Source organism: Streptomyces sp. NPDC050422 (genome assembly GCF_044458665.1).
GTDB lineage: Bacteria > Actinomycetota > Actinomycetes > Streptomycetales > Streptomycetaceae > Streptomyces.
Window position 1 is genome coordinate 378,264 of record NZ_JBITIE010000007.1, and the last position, 16,598, is coordinate 394,861.

At 70.1% G+C, this 16,598-nt stretch carries 16 protein-coding genes and 2 rRNA genes; 3 read left to right on the forward strand and 15 right to left on the reverse strand.

Going from position 1 to position 16,598, the window contains the following annotated elements; genetic code table 11:
* Positions 1-33 precede the first annotated feature (33 nt).
* From ACIBJG_RS13470 to ACIBJG_RS13490, 5 genes are all read right to left on the reverse strand, one after another.
* A complete protein-coding gene (locus ACIBJG_RS13470; RefSeq protein ID WP_399307621.1) occupies positions 34-1,701 on the reverse strand; it encodes a uroporphyrinogen-III synthase in 1,668 nt (555 codons plus the stop codon).
* Positions 1,698-2,684: a hydroxymethylbilane synthase gene (gene hemC / locus ACIBJG_RS13475; RefSeq protein ID WP_399307623.1), complete on the reverse strand. Its 987-nt coding sequence runs from the start codon at positions 2,682-2,684 to the stop codon at positions 1,698-1,700. The genes ACIBJG_RS13470 and hemC overlap by 4 nt, the downstream gene beginning before the upstream one ends.
* Positions 2,681-4,177 carry a glutamyl-tRNA reductase gene (locus ACIBJG_RS13480; RefSeq protein ID WP_399307624.1) on the reverse strand — a complete coding sequence of 499 codons (1,497 nt, stop codon included), beginning with the start codon at positions 4,175-4,177 and terminating at the stop codon, positions 2,681-2,683. Before ACIBJG_RS13480 ends, hemC begins: the two co-directional genes overlap by 4 nt.
* Positions 4,174-4,941 (reverse strand): redox-sensing transcriptional repressor Rex, encoded by a 768-nt coding sequence (locus ACIBJG_RS13485; protein ID WP_399307625.1) that lies wholly within the window; start codon positions 4,939-4,941, stop codon positions 4,174-4,176. The genes ACIBJG_RS13480 and ACIBJG_RS13485 overlap by 4 nt, the downstream gene beginning before the upstream one ends.
* A gap of 272 nt (positions 4,942-5,213) precedes the next feature.
* The gene (locus tag ACIBJG_RS13490; protein WP_399307626.1) at positions 5,214-5,489 is read right to left on the reverse strand and encodes a glutaredoxin family protein; all 276 of its coding nucleotides are present in this window, start codon (positions 5,487-5,489) and stop codon (positions 5,214-5,216) included.
* A 159-nt stretch (positions 5,490-5,648) separates the two neighbouring features.
* On the opposite strand from ACIBJG_RS13490, the gene ACIBJG_RS13495 reads away from it, so the two are divergent.
* From ACIBJG_RS13495 to ACIBJG_RS13505, 3 genes are all read left to right on the forward strand, one after another.
* Positions 5,649-6,614 (forward strand): HAD family hydrolase, encoded by a 966-nt coding sequence (locus tag ACIBJG_RS13495; protein WP_399307627.1) that lies wholly within the window; start codon positions 5,649-5,651, stop codon positions 6,612-6,614.
* 340 nt (positions 6,615-6,954) lie between these two features.
* Positions 6,955-7,731 (forward strand): ECF subfamily RNA polymerase sigma factor, BldN family, encoded by a 777-nt coding sequence (locus ACIBJG_RS13500; RefSeq protein WP_123460007.1) that lies wholly within the window; start codon positions 6,955-6,957, stop codon positions 7,729-7,731.
* A gap of 234 nt (positions 7,732-7,965) precedes the next feature.
* Positions 7,966-9,162 carry a DUF5667 domain-containing protein gene (locus tag ACIBJG_RS13505; RefSeq protein ID WP_399307628.1) on the forward strand — a complete coding sequence of 399 codons (1,197 nt, stop codon included), beginning with the start codon at positions 7,966-7,968 and terminating at the stop codon, positions 9,160-9,162.
* A 255-nt stretch (positions 9,163-9,417) separates the two neighbouring features.
* Here the strand turns inward: ACIBJG_RS13505 and ACIBJG_RS13510 are convergent, their stop codons facing one another.
* The 10 genes from ACIBJG_RS13510 to ACIBJG_RS13555 form a co-directional block, all read right to left on the reverse strand.
* Complete coding sequence (locus tag ACIBJG_RS13510) at positions 9,418-10,446, reverse strand: lysophospholipid acyltransferase family protein (protein ID WP_399307629.1); 1,029 nt, start codon at positions 10,444-10,446, stop codon at positions 9,418-9,420.
* 15 nt (positions 10,447-10,461) lie between these two features.
* Positions 10,462-11,532 (reverse strand): NAD-dependent epimerase/dehydratase family protein, encoded by a 1,071-nt coding sequence (locus ACIBJG_RS13515; RefSeq protein ID WP_399307630.1) that lies wholly within the window; start codon positions 11,530-11,532, stop codon positions 10,462-10,464.
* 233 nt (positions 11,533-11,765) lie between these two features.
* Positions 11,766-11,864 carry a 30S ribosomal protein bS22 gene (locus ACIBJG_RS13520; protein ID WP_003948845.1) on the reverse strand — a complete coding sequence of 33 codons (99 nt, stop codon included), beginning with the start codon at positions 11,862-11,864 and terminating at the stop codon, positions 11,766-11,768.
* 110 nt (positions 11,865-11,974) lie between these two features.
* The gene (locus tag ACIBJG_RS13525) at positions 11,975-12,187 is read right to left on the reverse strand and encodes a helix-turn-helix domain-containing protein (protein ID WP_123460011.1); all 213 of its coding nucleotides are present in this window, start codon (positions 12,185-12,187) and stop codon (positions 11,975-11,977) included.
* 128 nt (positions 12,188-12,315) lie between these two features.
* Positions 12,316-13,131 (reverse strand): phosphatase, encoded by an 816-nt coding sequence (locus ACIBJG_RS13530; RefSeq protein ID WP_399307631.1) that lies wholly within the window; start codon positions 13,129-13,131, stop codon positions 12,316-12,318.
* Positions 13,132-13,225: 94 nt separating this feature from the next.
* Positions 13,226-14,398: an acetoin utilization protein AcuC gene (locus ACIBJG_RS13535; RefSeq protein ID WP_399307632.1), complete on the reverse strand. Its 1,173-nt coding sequence runs from the start codon at positions 14,396-14,398 to the stop codon at positions 13,226-13,228.
* Complete coding sequence (locus ACIBJG_RS13540) at positions 14,367-15,569, reverse strand: MFS transporter (RefSeq protein ID WP_399307633.1); 1,203 nt, start codon at positions 15,567-15,569, stop codon at positions 14,367-14,369. Before ACIBJG_RS13540 ends, ACIBJG_RS13535 begins: the two co-directional genes overlap by 32 nt.
* A gap of 42 nt (positions 15,570-15,611) precedes the next feature.
* A complete protein-coding gene (locus ACIBJG_RS13545) occupies positions 15,612-16,256 on the reverse strand; it encodes an HAD family hydrolase (RefSeq protein WP_399307634.1) in 645 nt (214 codons plus the stop codon).
* 73 nt (positions 16,257-16,329) lie between these two features.
* A 5S ribosomal RNA gene (gene rrf, locus ACIBJG_RS13550) occupies positions 16,330-16,446 on the reverse strand.
* Positions 16,447-16,525: 79 nt separating this feature from the next.
* A 23S ribosomal RNA gene (locus ACIBJG_RS13555) occupies positions 16,526-16,598 on the reverse strand; the annotation flags it as partial.

Below are 16,598 nucleotides of genomic sequence, written 5' to 3' on the forward strand. Positions count from 1 at the left end.
CGGGCCCCGCACTCGTCACTCAGGAACGACGGATCAGGTCGTCGTACGACGCCGCCGCGCACCCGGACGGCGCTCGCTCGGCCGCGTCACCGGGTCACCGGCCTCCTTCGCCGCGTCCCGGCGCTGGGCGCCGAACTCGGCGAGGGCCTCGGCCAGCTTGTGCACCGAGGGCTCCGGGGAGAGGACGTCCACGCGCAGGCCGTGCTCCTCGGCGGTCTTCGCCGTGGCCGGGCCGATGCACGCGATGACCGTCACGTTGTGCGGCTTGCCGGCGATGCCGACCAGGTTGCGCACGGTCGAGGACGAGGTGAACAGCACCGCGTCGAAACCGCCGCCCTTGATCGCCTCACGCGTGTCGGCGGGCGGCGGCGAGGCGCGGACCGTGCGGTACGCGGTGACGTCGTCGACCTCCCAGCCCAGCTCGATGAGCCCGGCCACCAGCGTCTCGGTGGCGATGTCGGCACGCGGCAGGAAGACGCGGTCGATCGGGTCGAAGACCGGGTCGTACGGCGGCCAGTCCTCCAGCAGACCCGCGGCGGACTGCTCACCGGAGGGCACCAGGTCCGGCTTCACACCGAAGTCGACGAGCGCGGCAGCGGTCTGCTCGCCGACGGCCGCGACCTTGATCCCGGCGAAGGCACGGGCGTCGAGCCCGTACTCCTCGAACTTCTCCCGGACGGCCTTCACGGCGTTGACGCTGGTGAAGGCGATCCACTCGTAGCGGCCCGTGACCAGGCCCTTGACCGCCCGCTCCATCTGCTGGGGCGTACGCGGCGGCTCGACGGCGATCGTCGGGACCTCGTGCGGCACCGCACCGTAGGAACGCAGCTGGTCGGAGAGCGACGCCGACTGCTCCTTCGTACGCGGCACGAGCACCTTCCAGCCGAACATCGGCTTGGACTCGAACCACGCGAGCTGATCGCGCTGCGCGGCGGAGCTGCGCTCCCCGACCACGGCTATGACGGGCTGGTGCCCGTCCGGCGACGGCAGGATCTTGCCCTGCTTGAAGACCTGGGCGATGGTGCCCAGCGTCGCCGTCCAGGTGCGCTGGCGCGTCGTCGTACCGGCAGCCGTCACGGTCAGCGGGGTGTCGGGCTTGCGGCCCGCCGAGACCAGCTCACCGGCGGCCGCGGCCACCGAGTCGAGCGACGTCGAGATCACGCACGTCGAATCGCTCGCGCCGACCTCGCTCCAGCAGCGGTCCGAAGCAGTACGGGCGTCGATGAAGCGGACGTCCGCGCCCTGAGCGTCGCGCAGCGGCACCCCGGCGTACGCGGGCACGCCCACGACGTTGGCGACACCCGGCACGACCTCGAACGGAATGCCCGCGGCGGCGCAGGCCAGCATCTCACCGCCCGCGTTGCCGTCCAGGCCGGGATCACCGGAGACGGCACGGACGACCCGCCTGCCGCCCTTCGCGGCCTCCATGACAAGATTGACCGCATCCCTGAGAACGGGAACACCGGCGGCTGTTGACTGCGCGTCAACAACCGTCAGCTCAGGCGTGCTTACGCCTGCCCGCGCATGGCAGCGGACGACGCCGAGAACGTCCGGCTCGGCGACAAGAACGTCCGCGCTCGCAAGCGCCTCGACGGCGCGCAGAGTCAGCAGTCCCGGGTCGCCGGGACCGGCGCCGAGGAAGGTGACGTGCCCTGCGGACAGGACCGGGAATTCGGATGCGGCGTGGCCGGTGGGGCTCAAAGTGCTCGCTCCCCCATAAGACCGGCCGCACCCTTGGCGAGCATCTCGGACGCGAGTTCGCGACCGAGGGCCGCCGCGTCGTCGTGCGACGTGGGGACGGGACCGGTGGTGGACATCTGTACCAGCGAGGAACCGTCGGTGGAACCGACGACACCGCGCAGGCGCAGTTCGTTGACAGCCTGGCCGTCGGCCTGGAGGTCGGCCAGCGCACCCACAGGTGCGGAGCAGCCGGCCTCCAGGGCGGCGAGCAGGGCACGCTCGGCGGTCACGGCGGCCCGGGTGTACGGGTCGTCGAGCTCGGCGAGCGCGGCGGCGAGGTCAGCGCTGGTTGCAGCGCACTCGATCGCCAGTGCTCCCTGGCCGGGAGCGGGCAGAACGGTGTCGACCGACAGGAAATCGGTCACCTCACCGCTCCGTCCGAGGCGGCTGAGCCCGGCCGCGGCGAGTACCACCGCGTCGAGTTCACCGCTTCGTACAAAACCAATGCGCGTATCGACGTTGCCGCGGATCGGCACGGTCTCGATGTCGAGGCCGTGACTGCGGGCGTACGCGTTGAGCTGCGCCATGCGGCGCGGCGAGCCGGTGCCGATACGGGCACCGGACGGCAGCTGCTCGAGGGTCAGCCCGTCGCGCGCCACCAGGGCGTCGCGCGGGTCCTCGCGCACCGGCACTGCGGCCAGTACGAGGCCCTCGTGCGGCGTGGTCGGCAGATCCTTGAGCGAGTGGACGGCGAAGTCCACCTCGCCGCGCAGCAGCGCGTCGCGCAGCGCGGCGACGAAGACGCCGGTCCCGCCGATCTGTGCGAGGTGCTCGCGGGAGGTGTCCCCGTACGTGGTGATCTCGACGAGTTCGACGGCGCGCCCGGTCACCTCGCTGACCGCGTCGGCCACGAGGCCGGACTGCGCCATCGCGAGCTTGCTGCGCCGGGTCCCCAGCCGCAGCGGCTTGGTGGCCCCCGCGCCCAGGGGTGAGTTGTCGGTCATGACCGCCCTCGATTCGGGTCGTTCAGGTCTGCCCGGGAGACGGCTGCGACCGTCTGCGGGTCGAGGTCGAAGAGTTCCCGCAGCGCATCGGCGTACCCGGCGCCGCCGGGCTCGCTGGCGAGCTGCTTGACCCGCACGGTGGGCGCGTGCAGGAGCTTGTCGACGACGCGGCGCACGGTCTGCGAGATCTCGGCGCGCTGCTTCTCGTCCAGGTCGGGGAGGCGTCCGTCCAGCCGTGCGATCTCGCCCGCGACCACTCCGGCGGCCATCGTGCGCAGGGCGACGACGGTGGGAGCGACGTGGGCGGCGCGCTGGGCGGCACCGAAGGCGGCGACCTCGTCGGCGACGATGGTGCGCACCTGGTCCACATCGGCGGCCATCGGGGCGTCCGCGGACGCCTCCGCGAGCGACTCGATGTCGACGAGGCGCACACCATCGAGGCGGGCGGCGCCGCCGTCGATGTCGCGCGGCATGGCGAGGTCCAGCAGGGCGAGGCGGACGGGGCCGGTGGACTGGGCCGGGATCCGGCGGACGGCCCTGGCCTGCGCGGTCGCGGTGGCGGAACCGTTCTCCACCCACGCGGCGTGCTGCTCGTCCGGCCCGGCGAGCGGCGCCGGCACGGGAGCGGCGGGCGCCTCGTACGCGGGGTCGACGTCCAGCCCGAGCGCTCCGGCGACGGCCTCGGCGCTCAGGACGAGCCCGGTCGCGCCGGTGCAGGAGACGACGACATCGGCACGTGTCAGTTCGTCGGAGACCGCGGCCATCTCCACGGCGTGGGCGGCCACCCCCGTACCGTCGGCCTGGTTCAGGATCTCGACCAGGCGGTCGGCGCGGGCACGGGTGCGGTTGGCGACGACGATCTCGGCGACACCGGTACGGGCCAGGGTCGCGGCAGCCAGCGAGGACATCGAACCCGCGCCGATCACCAGGGCGCGCTTGCCCTTCGCCCAGGCCACGGGGTCGCGCCCGTCGGCGAGCTGCTCAAGACCGAAGGTGACGAGCGACTGCCCCGCCCGGTCGATCCCGGTCTCGCTGTGGGCGCGCTTGCCGACCCGCAGGGCCTGCTGGAAGAGATCGTTCAGCAGCCGGCCGGCGGTGTGGAGCTCCTGCCCCAGCGCCAGCGCGTCCTTGATCTGACCGAGGATCTGGCCCTCGCCCACGACCATCGAGTCCAGTCCGCAGGCCACCGAGAAGAGGTGGTGGACGGCCCGGTCCTCGTAGTGCACATAGAGATACGGAGTGAGCTCGTCCAGACCGACGCCGCTGTGCTGGGCGAGCAGCGTGGACAGCTCGGCGACACCCGCGTGGAACTTGTCCACGTCGGCGTACAGCTCGATGCGGTTGCAGGTGGCGAGGACGGCGGCCTCGACCGCGGGCTCCGCGGCGAGGGTGTCCTGCAGCAGCTTGGCCTGGCTGTCGGCGGACAGCGAGGCCCGCTCCAGCACGGAGACGGGGGCGCTGCGGTGGCTCAGCCCTACGACAAGGAGACTCATGCCGGCATCACGGCGGGCATGTCCCCGTCGGGTCCCTTCCGGCTGCTGGTCGTGGCGCGCACGGGCGGCGCGGCGGGGTCGGGGGCGTTGTCGGCAGCCTCCTCACCTGCCTTGCGCTGCTCGTGGAAGGCGAGGATCTGCAGCTCGATGGAGAGGTCGACCTTGCGCACGTCGACACCTTCGGGCACCGAGAGCACGGTCGGGGCGAAGTTCAGGATGGAGGTGACACCCGCGGCAACGAGCCGGTCGCAGACCTGCTGGGCGGCGCCGGGCGGCGTGGTGATCACACCGATCGACACGCCGTTCTCGCTGATGATGCGGTCCAGGTCGTCGGCGTGCTGGACGGGGATCCCGGCGACCGGCGTTCCGGCCATCGCGGGGTCGGCGTCGATCAGCGCGGCGACCCGGAACCCGCGGGAGGCGAAACCGCCGTAGTTGGCGAGCGCCGCGCCGAGGTTGCCGATGCCGACGATGGCGACCGGCCAGTCCTGGGTGAGGCCGAGCTCACGCGAGATCTGGTAGACGAGGTACTCGACGTCGTAGCCGACGCCTCGCGTCCCGTACGAACCGAGATAGCTGAAGTCCTTGCGCAGCTTCGCGGAGTTGACCCCTGCCGCCGCGGCGAGCTCCTCGGAGGAGACCGTGGGGACCGAACGCTCGGAGAGCGCGGTCAGTGCGCGGAGATACAGCGGGAGTCGGGCGACGGTGGCCTCGGGAATTCCTCGGCTACGGGTCGCCGGTCGGTGATTTCGGCCAGTTGCCACGGTGCTCCTGCGGGATGAGCGGGGCTGCAGGCGGCCGTATGTCCCAAGACCGCCCCGTCGAATGCAGGCTATGTCTTTGTGAACGCGTGCACAAAGATAGTGTCCGTTTTGTCCGGTCAAAGTGACCGGGGTCACGCGCATCCGTCGCGCGATCCAGGAACCACGGATCGCATCAGCCCGTTGCAGGCCCGAAGGGGGCAAAGCGGAACACACTCCTCACAGCCACGCCCCCGAGACCACTCAAAACGCCCACGATGGTAACCGGGTTTCACTCAGGAAATCAGCGCACTGCGCAGTCTCACCGGGTCCACGCGCCAGAACGTGTGCTGTTCGTTATCTACGAGGACCACGGGGATCTGCTCCCAGTACTCCCGGTACAGCTCCTCGTCCTGGGTGATGTCCTTCTCCTCCCAGGACGCGCCGGTCTCCGCGCAGACCGTCCGCACCACCGCCCTGGCATCGTCACAGAGGTGACACCCCGGCTTCCCGACCAGGGTCACCACGCGGTCGGCGGGCTTCTTCTTCGTACGACGCAGCAGGGCACTCATGCCTCTCATTCTGCGCCGCCCCGGGGGCGAGCCCGACCTTGATCCGGCCGTGAACCGGTACGCCCGGAATCGCCTGTTCAACACATCGGTCTCCGAGAGTTCACGCCACCGCATCCCGGCAGGTCGGGAAGGGGCGGGGCAACTGGCTATGCTCACGGCATGGCCGCTCTTGGATGGCTCACACCGCGTAGGCGTTCCGCGACAGCACGAAGCGTGCTGGCAGGCGAAGCGGCGGCGGAGGCAGCACGGAAGTCCTCGCTCGCCGCCGAGCAGTCCCCCGGCGCCGAGGACGGCGCCGCCTCCGGCGCGCAGTCCGCCGCGCAGGAAGGGGAACCCGAGTTCCCCGTCGTCGGCGACGACCGCGCCGCCGCCTTCTTCGACCTCGACAACACCGTGATGCAGGGCGCCGCGATCTTCCACTTCGGTCGCGGGCTGTACAAGCGGAAGTTCTTCGAGCGCCGCGAACTCACCCGGTTCGCCTGGCAGCAGGCCTGGTTCCGGCTGGCCGGCGTCGAGGACCCCGAACACATGCAGGACGCCCGCGACAGCGCCCTGTCCATCGTGAAGGGCCACCGCGTCTCCGAGCTGATGTCGATCGGCGAGGAGATCTACGACGAGTACATGGCCGACCGCATCTGGCCCGGCACCCGCGCACTCGCCCAGGCCCACCTCGACGCCGGCCAGAAGGTCTGGCTGGTCACCGCCGCCCCGGTGGAGACCGCCACGATCATCGCCCGCCGGCTCGGCCTGACCGGGGCACTGGGCACCGTCGCCGAATCGGTCGACGGCGTCTACACCGGGCGCCTGGTCGGCGAACCGCTGCACGGCCCCGCGAAGGCCGAAGCGGTACGCGCCCTGGCCGCGGCGGAGGGCCTGGACCTGGCCCGCTGCGCGGCGTACAGCGACTCGCACAACGACATCCCGATGCTGTCCCTGGTCGGGCACCCGTACGCGATCAACCCGGACACCAAGCTCCGCAAGCACGCGCGCGCCCGGGACTGGCGGCTGCGCGACTACCGGACCGGCCGCAAGGCCGCCAAGGTCGGCATCCCGGCCGCGGCCGGTGTGGGCGCCCTCGCCGGCGGCACCGCGGCAGCTGTCGCCCTGCACCGCCGCCGCCACTGACCCGGGCCCCTCGGGGCCGGGCCACGCCCGGCCCCCTGCCGCCAATCGGGACCCCGTACCCACCGACCGCTCCGGCCAGTCGGGTTACCCGCACTCGACCACAACCTGTCGCAGCCCCAGACAGATCTCGAAGCAATTCGATCAACAACCGGTCACGATGTGCCACTTGATGCGTCGCGTAGTCGCTACTGAAGCGACGTAACCGATGATTTCCGCAACTGGGTGTAGCACTGCCTGTACGAAGCGTTATTCTCCTCAGACGCATTCGGAACCCACCACTCACTACGACGAGTGACGGTTTCGCACTGCACGTGATGGAAGCTCTGCCTCTGGGAGTCCCGTGTACCCACACGTCGGGGTTGACGCCTCGGGCCTGGCTACGCTGCGCGCAACGGTCGCCGACCGCTTGCGCGGCTTCGTCCCCACCGCGTACGCCGTACCCGCCTTTGCCACCCCTGCACCTGCCGGCCCCTGCTACGCCCTGGCCGAACGCGGCGCGGCGGTCGGAAGACGCAGCAACCGCGGCGCAACAACCACGTCCACCGTTCGTCGGCCGACCGCCGACAGCGACAGCGCGCGCATGATGGATCTCGTCGAGCGCGCACAGGCCGGTGAGGCTGACGCCTTCGGCCGCCTCTATGACCAGTACAGCGACACCGTGTACCGCTACATCTACTACCGGGTGGGCGGCAAGGCGACAGCGGAGGACCTCACGAGTGAGACCTTCCTGCGCGCCCTGCGGCGCATCTCCACCTTCACCTGGCAGGGCCGCGACTTCGGCGCCTGGCTGGTCACCATCGCTCGCAATCTGGTCGCCGACCACTTCAAATCCAGTCGCTTCCGACTGGAAGTGACCACAGGCGAGATGCTCGACGCCAACGAGGTCGAGCGCAGCCCCGAGGACTCCGTACTGGAGTCCCTCTCCAATGCCGCACTGCTGCAAGCCGTGCGCCGACTCAATCCCCAGCAGCAGGAGTGCGTGACCCTGCGCTTCCTGCAGGGCCTCTCGGTCGCCGAGACCGCGCGGGTGATGGGCAAGAACGAGGGCGCGATCAAGACTCTGCAGTACCGCGCCGTCCGCACCCTCGCCCGGCTCCTTCCGGACGATGCCCGCTGACCCACCCCGGACCGAATCGGTCGGTCCTACTCTCTGCGATATGTTCATCACGCACTGGTCCGATCATCTTTCGTGCGTAACCCCAATGCCGCGCCGCTCGTTGTGCCGGTTGCAGGCTCCCTGTCGTCACCCCATGTCCGCAGACACTCACTCAATCGTGTGGATGCGCTCAAGGTGTGCAACCTTCCGGACCCACAGGGGAGTCGACCGTCATGACGAGAGGAGGTGCCGCCAGTGATCGCAAACGTTTCGGCACACCGGCGGGCGAACGCCTTCGCCCTGGCCCTGGAGGAGCAGTCGCTCCGCGGTGCGGCGGCCGTACAGCCCGAGGACCCGGCTGAACAGGCCGGCCCCGGACCGCTGTTGGCCCTGGCGAACGGCCTCGGTGAACTACCGAAGCCGGAGTTGGATCCCGAGGTCAAAGTGGTGCAGCGAGCCCAGCTCGTCGCCGCCATGGAGGCCATGTTCGCCGAGGGCGCCGCGTCCGCGGACCCTACGGTGCCCGAACAACGGGGCAAGGGGGCCCACCGGGCCTCGCCACTCCGGAAACTGCGCCCCAGATCACGCTGGACGAAAGGCCTCGCAGCCGGCGGGCTCACCGTCGGTGTGGCCGCGGGGGCCTTCGGCGGCGTGGCCGCTGCCAGTTCCGACGCCTTGCCGGGTGACTCCCTCTACGGGCTGAAACGCGGCATGGAAGACATCCACCTCGGCCTGGCCGACGGCGACACGGACCGCGGCGAGGTCTACCTGGACCAGGCTTCGACCCGGCTCAGCGAAGCCCGCAGGCTGATGGAGCGCGCCCGCTCCGGCGACCTGGACCACGAGCAGCTCGGCGAGGTCAGGCGCACGCTCAACGGCATGACCCACGACGCCACCGAGGGCCACCGTCTCCTCCACGCCGCCTACGAGCGCGACGGCACGATCGGTCCCATCCAGACCCTCGACTCCTTCTCCCGCGCCCACCGCGACAGCTGGAGCAGCCTCCGCAACCGTCTCCCCGTACAGCTGACCGACATCGGCGACCAGGTGAGCTCTGTCTTCGCGGCCATAGACGAAGAGGTCGAGCCGCTGCAGTCGCTGCTGCCCCGCCCTCCGGAGACCGACGACGGAACCAGCGAGTCCGGCACCACCGGCACCGGCTCGGCCCCGTCCTCCCGTTCGCACCCCCCGTCGCCCTCGTCCCCCTCCGGGACGCACGACAGCACTACGGGCACCAGCTCCTCGCCCCGGCCCTCGGGCTCGGGCAGCACCCCGGCGGACGGCCTGATCGGCGGTGGCACGGACGGGCTCTTCGACCCGCCGTTGCCCGAAGCCACCACACCGACACAGGACACACCGAGCACGACCCCGTCACCGGACATCACCCTGCCGCCCCTGATCCCCGGCCTGATCGGCGGCCTCGGAATAGACGCCCAGGACGACAAGAACTGACGCACCGCCCGGGGCGGCCTCCAAGGCCGCCCCACCACACCCGAGGCCGCCCCACCACAACCAAGCGCGCCCCGGCAAAATCAAGCCCGTCGAGGGGGTCCCCCATGCCTTTGAGGCTATGGGGGAGATTGAGGACAAAGCCCGCACCCCGGCACACCCGAGGCCAACAATCCCCAGCCCGTCCGGCGATTGAGGACAAGACCCGCGCCCTGGCGCACCTCGAGGCCTCCCGGGCACCCCCGCACCCCGCACAACTCAGAAGAACACCGACCGCCGCTGCACCAGCAACTTGTACAACGTGTGCTGAATCTGCTCCCGCACCTGATCCGTCAGGTTGAACATCAGCATCGGATCCTCCGCCGCCTCCACCGGATACCCGTCCGTGGGAATCGGCTCACCGAACTGGATCGTCCACTTCGTCGGCAACGGCACCGCACCCAGCGGCCCCAGCCACGGAAACGTCGGCGTGATCGGGAAGTACGGGAACCCCAGCAGCCGCGCCAGCGTCTTCGCGTTGCCGATCATCGGGTAGATCTCCTCCGCCCCCACGATCGAGCACGGCACGATCGGCACCCCGGCCCGCAACGCCGTCGACACGAAGCCGCCCCGCCCGAAGCGCTGCAGCTTGTACCGCTCGCCGAACGGCTTGCCGACGCCCTTGAAGCCCTCCGGCATCACCCCGACGACCTCGCCCTGCCGCAGCAGCCGCTCCGCGTCCTCCGCGCAGGCCAGCGTGTGACCGGCCTTGCGGGCCAGCTCGTTCACGACCGGCAGCATGAAGACCAGGTCCGCCGCGAGCAGCCGCAGATGCCGCCCCGCCGGATGGTTGTCGTGCACCGCGACCTGGAGCATCAGCCCGTCCAGCGGCAGCGTCCCCGAGTGGTTGGACACGATGAGCGCCCCGCCCTCCGACGGGATGTTCTCGATGCCCTTCACCTCGACCCGGAAGTACTTCTCGTACACCGGCCGCAGCATCGACATGAGGACCTGGTCGGTGAGTTCCTCGTCGTAACCGAACTCGTCGACGTCGTACTCGCCCGTGACCCGCCGCCGCAGGAACGCGAGCCCGCCCGCGATCCGCCGGTCCCAGCCGCCGCCTCCCGGGTTCTCAGGGGCCACCACAGGCTCCTCTGGCCCCTCCGGCGGCACGGCGGCGCCCGGCTGCCCGGGCAGGGCGCTGACGGACCCCGTACCGCGCCCCGAGGGCCGCCGGCGCGCAGTGCGCGGCACACCCCCCGACCGCGAACGGTCGTCGTCGAACGGAATGACCTTGGCATCCGCCATCGTCGGTGCGCTCCTCTACCTGACGCTCGGAGTCGGGTGTGTGTCGCCGCCGCTGCCCCCGGCGAACGGCTTCGCGGCCAGCCTGTCGACGGCCCGGCCCACCGCCGCGGGCGGCAACAGCCCCGGCCCCCGGCTGCGCGCGAACTCGGCGAAGGTCTCCGCCGTGGAGAACCGCGGCCGAAAGCCCAGGGTCTCGCGCATCTGGACCGTGGAGACCACCCTGCCATGGGTGAGCAGCCGGATCTGTTCCGGCGAGAAGTCCGTCATGCCGACGGTACGCAGCGCCTGCCCGACCCATGTGACCGCGGGCAGCAGCAGCGGCATCGTCGGCCGCCCCAGCCGCCGCGAGCACTGCGAGAGCAGCAGCACCCCGTCCCCGGCGATGTTGAACGTGCCGCTGTTCAGCGTCCCGCGCCGCGGCTCGCCCGAGGCGATGGCGAGGACGGCCAGGACATCGTCCTCGTGCACGAACTGGAGCCTCGGGTCGTACCCGAACACCGTCGGCAGCACCGGCAGCGACAGATAGTCGGCGAGCGGCGAGTCCGGGTCGGGCCCCAGGATGTTCGCGAACCTCAGCACGCACACGGCCACGTCCGGCCTGCGGCGCGCGAAGCCCCGTACGTACCCCTCGACCTCGACCGCGTCCTTCGCGAAGCCCCCGCTGGGCAGGGACTTGGGCGGGGTCGTCTCATGGAAGACCGCCGGGTCACGGGGCGCGGAGCCGTACACACCCGTACTGGACTTCACCACCAGCCGCCGGACGGACGGGGACTTCTGACACGCACCGAGCAGCTGCATGGTGCCGATGACGTTGGTCTCCTTGACCGCGGTACGCCCCTGGGCCCCCAGCGCCTTGGCGCTGACGTCCAGGTGCACGACCGTGTCGACCGCGTGCTCGCCGAGGACTCTGGCGATGGCGGGCTGGCGGATGTCCGCGCGGACGAAGACGGCGTCGCCCAGCTGGTGCCCCGGCGAGACCGCGTCGACCGCGATCACCCGGTCCACGTCCGGATCACGCTGGATGCGCCGCACGAACCGGCCGCCCAGCTGCCGGGCCGCTCCCGTGACGAGCACGACCTTCCCCAAGATCAGCGCCTTCCGTCGGTCTCCCGTGAAGTGAGTGGAAGGGGCGCCCGAGAAAAAGGCACTCCCCCGGTCGTCACCGTAGCGGGTGGATGTTGCTCTGTGACGCCTGCGCGGCGGCCTTCTCCCGCGTCTTGGCCCGAATGTGTGCCCCCGCAGGACACACCCCCCGCACAGCACCGCAGCCCTCCCGCCTCATCGGCGAAAGGGCTGCGGATTTCACGAACTGCGTTCGCTTACTTCTTGTTGCGACGCTGAACGCGCGTGCGCTTGAGCAGCTTGCGGTGCTTCTTCTTGGCCATCCGCTTACGCCGCTTCTTGATAACAGAGCCCACGACTACCCTCGCTCACTTCTTCTTCACTGGTGCGGGGCGTCTGGGCCCACACGACCTACGTCGGCCTAGCCTACCCGCCACCGGGTGAGGTACGTAATCCGAGGGGAATGTCAGGCCGTCCCCACCCCCACGAAGGACTCGCGGAGATACTCGTGAACCGCTTGCTCCGGCACCCGGAAGGACCTTCCCACCCGGATCGCCGGCAGATGACCGCTGTGCACCAAGCGGTACACGGTCATCTTCGACACTCGCATGACCGAGGCGACTTCCGCCACGGTCAGAAACTTGACCTCGTTAAGAGGCCTCTCGCTGTCAGCAGCCATGACCCACCTGTACCTTCCGCACGAGACGCGCACCGGCTTCCCCTCCGGTGACTCTTCGTCGTTGTGCGCTCACTCCCCAGATTAGGGGCGGGTGATGCGAGTGGGGAAGAGGAGAGACGATCGGCCGCCTACTGTGACAGACACGCCCGATTGAGTACATAGCGCGTCAGCGGCAGGTAGTACGCGGATCGCACGGCGTCGTCGAGCGGGACGGCGACCGCCACCCGGCCCTCCGCCTCCCCGACGAACAGCGCGGGATCGTCCGTATCGGCCAGGCCGATCGCCTCGATGCCCAGCTGACCTGCCCCGCAGACCCAGCCGTGGTCCCCCACGACAAGTTCCGGCAGCGGCCCCCGGGCGTCAGCCGCGGCCTCCAGCGCCACCCTCAGAGGCAGCGGTGAGTGGGTGTGTGCGCCGGTGCCACCGCCGGGCACCCGCGCGCCGGGTTCGCGCACCAGCGCGACTCCCCGTACGTAGTCGAGGTTGTACGTACGTACGCCGAACCGGGTCGTTATGTCGATACGTCGCCCCTGCGCGGGGGTGAGTACGGTGCACCCCACCGCCGACAAGGCGTCTGCCAGCGCCGCGTAGAAACCGAGCAGCCGATGCGGATGCCCCGTCCCGAACAGCACCGGCGCCCCCCGGACCGCGGCATCTGCCAACCGCCCGGCAAACGCGTCCAGTCCCGCCATCGTCCGCTCCGGATCGATCACATCGGGGCCCGCCACATGCGCGGGATCACCCGAGACCCCGCACTTGTCGGCCATCAGCCGCAGCAGCTCCCGCTCCCCCCAGCCCCGTCCGGGATCGAGTCCGAGCGTCACCCGCGGATCCCTGGCCGCGAACAGCCGATAACTCCGCAGACTCACTTCCCGCGAGGTGGCCACGGGCCCGGCCAGCCGGGCCGCCAGCAGATGCGCACGCAGCGCTCCGGTGCTCAACACCCTGCCGATGCTCCCCCACCCACAGCACCCAGGGGCCAAAACCCGGATGACGCCCCACAGTTGGCGTAACCGGAACACGCCACCGCTCCGGCCGTCAGGTCAGCAGCCCCCGCAACGGGAACGCCGCACGCCTGGTCGCGAGCACCGCCTGGTCCAGCCGGTCCGCGGGATCGTAGCCGTCCTCCCACGCCTTCCACGACGGTGTACGCCCGTCCGTCATCCGGGCCGGGCCGAGCTGCCGGGTCCGCGCGTAGACCTCGTCCCGCCAGGACGACGGGATCACCGACGCCGGGTCCACCGGCGCGTGCGCGGCGATCCCCACCAGATGCGTCCAGGACCGCGGCACCACATCCACCACCGCGTAACCACCCCCGCCGAGCGCCACCCATCGCCCACCGTCCGCGTATTCGTGCGCCAGGTCGTGACAGGCCGCCATCACCGCCCGCTGCGCGTCCAGCGACACCGCGAGATGGGCCAGCGGGTCCTCGAAGTGCGTATCGGCCCCGTGCTGCGTCACCAGCACCTGCGGCCGGAAGTCCGCCAGCAGCTCCGGCACCACCGCATGGAACGCCCGCAGCCACCCCGCGTCCCCCGTACCGGCCGGCAGCGCCACATTGACCGCACCGCCCTCCCCCGCCCCGGCACCGGTCTCCTCCGGCCACCCGGTCTGCGGGAAGAGAGTGCGCGGGTGCTCGTGCAGCGAGATCGTCAGAACCCTCGGGTCCTCCCAGAACGCCGCCTGCACCCCGTCGCCGTGGTGCACGTCCACATCGACGTACGCGACCCGCTCCGCCCCCAGCTCCAGCAGCCGCGCGATGGCGAGCGCCGGGTCGTTGTAGATACAGAAACCCGCCGCCCCGCCGGGCATGGCGTGATGGAGCCCACCCGTGAAGTTCACGGCGTGCCCGGTCTCACCCCGCCACACGGCCTCGGCGGCCGCCACCGACTGCCCGGCGATCAGCGCCGAAACCTCGTGCATCCCGGCGAACGCCGGATCGTCCGTCGTCCCGATCCCGTAGCTCTGGTCCGCGGCCCGCGGATCGGCGGAGGCCGCCCGCACGGCCGCCACGTAGTCGGACCGGTGCACGAGCCGCAGCGTCGAATCCCCGGCCGCCTTGGCCGCGACCACGTCCACCGCCCGGTCGAGACCGAACGCCCGCACCAGCCCCATGGTCAGGGCGAGCCTGACCGGATCCATGGGATGACTGTCCCCGAAGTCGTATCCCGTTACTGCGTCATCCCACATCAACTGTGCGCGGCCGCTCATGCCCGCCACCGTATCGGGCAGGCTCCGCGCCGAACGACTTGGCGTACACCAGCATCGCGAGCACCAGCACCATGGGGACGAGCATCGCGCCCCGGTAGCTCCACGCGTCCCCGAGCGCCCCCACCAGGGGCGAGCCCACGAGGAACCCCACGTAGTTGAAGATGTTCAGCCGGGCGATAGCGGAGTCGCTCGCCCCGGGGAACATCCGCCCGGCAGCCGCGAACGTCTGCGGCACGATCACACAGAGCCCGAGCCCGAGCATCGTGAACCCGAGCATCCCCACCCAGGCACCACCGGCGACGGCCACCACACCGAACCCGGCGGCGGCCAGCACACTCCCCGACCGCACCACGGCCACGGCACCGAACCGCCGCACCCCCAGGTCCCCGACGGCCCGCCCCAGCAGCGTCGTCACCATGTAGACGTTGTACGGGACGGTCGAAAGCTGCTCCGAGCTCCCCAGCACGTCCTGCAGGTACTTCGCGCTCCAGTTGGAGACGGTCGAATCCCCGATGTACGCGAAGCACATCACCAGACAGAGCGGCATCAGCAGCCTGAAGGAGACCGAACCGGTCTTCCCTCGCTCCGCACCCTGTAGCTGCTCCTCCTGCTTCCCCTCGACGTACCACCGGCTCCCGATGAACGCGACGGGCAGCAGCACCACGACCGCAGGAAAGTACGAGACCAGCAGCGACAGATCCCAGTGCGCCCCGGCCCACGCCATGGACGCCCCGGCGATCCCGCCCAGGCTGTACGCGGCGTGGAATCCGAGCATGATGGAGCGTCCGTACGCCCGCTGCAGGCTGACCCCCATCATGTTCATGGAGGCGTCCAGCGCGCCGACGGACAGCCCGAACACCCCGAGCGCCAGGGCCGCTTCCCAGACTTCGCTGCCGGCCCCGACGCCGAGCAGCGCAAGCAGCACGAGCGGCTGCGCCCACCACAGGACCACCCTCGGCCGTACCCGCGCGACCACCTTCTCGGTGACCACGCTGCCCACACCGGCCAGAATCGGCACGGCAGCGAGGAACACGGGCAGCAGGCCGTCGGATATCCCGTACCGGTCCTGAATGGCGGGGATCCGGGTCACGAGGAGAGCGAAGGTGACGCCCTGCACGAAGAAGCTCAACGCAAGGGAGGCTCTGCCGTGCCGCAAACGTGCATCTGTCATGGGCGCGAGCGTAGAGCCAGTCTCTACCCATGGGTAGACGCGTCAGGCAAGCAATTCCCGCAGCTGTCCCATGTCGGAGAAATGCCCGGTCACACCGGCCAGTCGGTCCGCCGGCATCATGGACGTGAACCCGTACACGTCCATGCCCGCCGCCCTGGCCGCCTCCACCCCGAGCGGGCTGTCCTCGATGACGACGCACCGCTCCGGGGCGACGCCCATCCGTTCGGCGGCGAAGAGGAACAGATCGGGCGCCGGCTTCCCCCGGCCCACATCCTCGGCCGAGAAGATCCACTCCTCCTCGAACCACTGGTCGAGCCCTGTCTTGCGGTGGCTGACCCGGATCCGCTCGTGGCTGCTGGAGGACGCGACGCAGTACGGGATCCCGTCGGCGACGAGCTCCCCCAGCACCTCCTGCACGCCGGGGACGGGTTCCAGCTCCTGCTGGAACGCGGCGAAGATCCGTGAGTTGAGCGTGTCGTCGAAGTCCGCGGGCAGCTTCTCCCCGCCCCGCTCCTCGACGAGGTCGTGCACACGGTGCACGGCGGACCCCATGTAGTCGCGGAGGGACTCCTCGTACGAGGTGGGGTGTCCGAGCTCGGTGAGGTAGCCGGCCAGGATGGTGTTGGCGATCGGCTCGCTGTCCACGAGCACACCGTCGTTGTCGAAGATGACCAGTTCGTAGCGCATGCCACGACCTTAAACGGTCGGAACGCAGAAAAGCCCCGTGCCACAAGGGCACGGGGCTTAACTATCAAAAGGAGTTCGGCGGCGTCCTACTCTCCCACAGGGTCCCCCCTGCAGTACCATCGGCGCTGAAAGGCTTAGCTTCCGGGTTCGGAATGTAACCGGGCGTTTCCCTAACGCAATGACCACCGAAACACTATGAAATTAACCAACACCGGAACAAAACACGGCCGTTCGTTATTTCAGAACTAACACAGTGGACGCGAGCAACTGAGGACAAGCCCTCGGCCTATTAGTACCAGTCAGCTCCACCCGTTACCGGGCTTCCACATCTGGCCTATCAAC